The organism is Mangrovihabitans endophyticus (assembly GCF_014646155.1).
In the GTDB taxonomy this organism is placed as follows: domain Bacteria; phylum Actinomycetota; class Actinomycetes; order Mycobacteriales; family Micromonosporaceae; genus Actinoplanes; species Actinoplanes endophyticus.
Window position 1 is genome coordinate 1 of record NZ_BMMX01000129.1, and the last position, 843, is coordinate 843.

Sequence of the window (843 nt, forward strand, 5' to 3'; positions counted from 1 at the left end):
ACGTTGGCGTAGGCGTGGCCGTTGCCGGCGCGGCCGTAGACCTGCATCTGTGTCCCGTACTGCACCACCGGCGAACTCTGCAACGCGTTCTCCGGAGCCGGTTCACCGGCGCCACCGAGCGGATCGGTGTATCCGGAGATGCTGCTGTCGCTGCGGGACAGCGTCTCCTGGGCGACCGAGTCCGTGGTGCCGGTCTTCGCGCTGTAGGTGTTGCCCGAGATCATCGTGACCGATGAGCTGGACACCGCCACCACCAGGCCGACGTGGCTGGCGTATGTGCCGTCCGAGCTGAGGTTGAACACGATCGCGTCGCCGACCGACGGAGATCCCGCGTGCCACGTGCCGTGCCGGTGCCCGTACTGATAGAAGCTCGCCGCCGCCGCTGTGAGCTCGGAGGTGTTGTCGACCTTGGCCTGTGCCCAGACCCACCGGGCGAAGTCGGCGCACCACTCCTCACTGCGCCAGCCGTTCGAGCACGCCGCTCCCGCGCCCAGCGCGCCCGAATAGTAGTTGCAGTTGTATCCGCCGCTTTCGTGGTTGTGCGACCCGTTGTTCATCTCCTGATGGGCGATGGCGACGATCCGGTTCGCCACGCCCGGGGAGACCGCCGCCGATGCGGGCGCCGCCGCGGCGACGAGTGCTGCCGTGGCCGCGACGGCGGCTGTGGCAAGCCTCGCGCGCCTGCGCCGACGGCCCGGCCGGCTTCGGTGATCTGACGTGATGGTCATCTGGTGTCCTTCGTTCGAGGGGTCGATCGCTCGGAAACGGGTCAGGTGAGGTTGCCGCCGAGGTTGTTCCAGGAGCTCCAGCCGTTGCCGGGGGTGTAGACCTTGGCGTAGGTGT

Annotated in this window: 1 protein-coding gene; it reads right to left on the reverse strand. The window is 68.2% G+C overall.

Features of this window, described 5'->3' with window-relative positions; all coding sequences use genetic code 11:
* Nucleotides 1–728, reverse strand: a 728-nt coding sequence (locus IEY73_RS32710; RefSeq protein ID WP_189083221.1) for a CHAP domain-containing protein, incomplete at its 3' end; no start/stop codon positions are given.
* Nucleotides 729–843 lie beyond the last annotated feature (115 nt).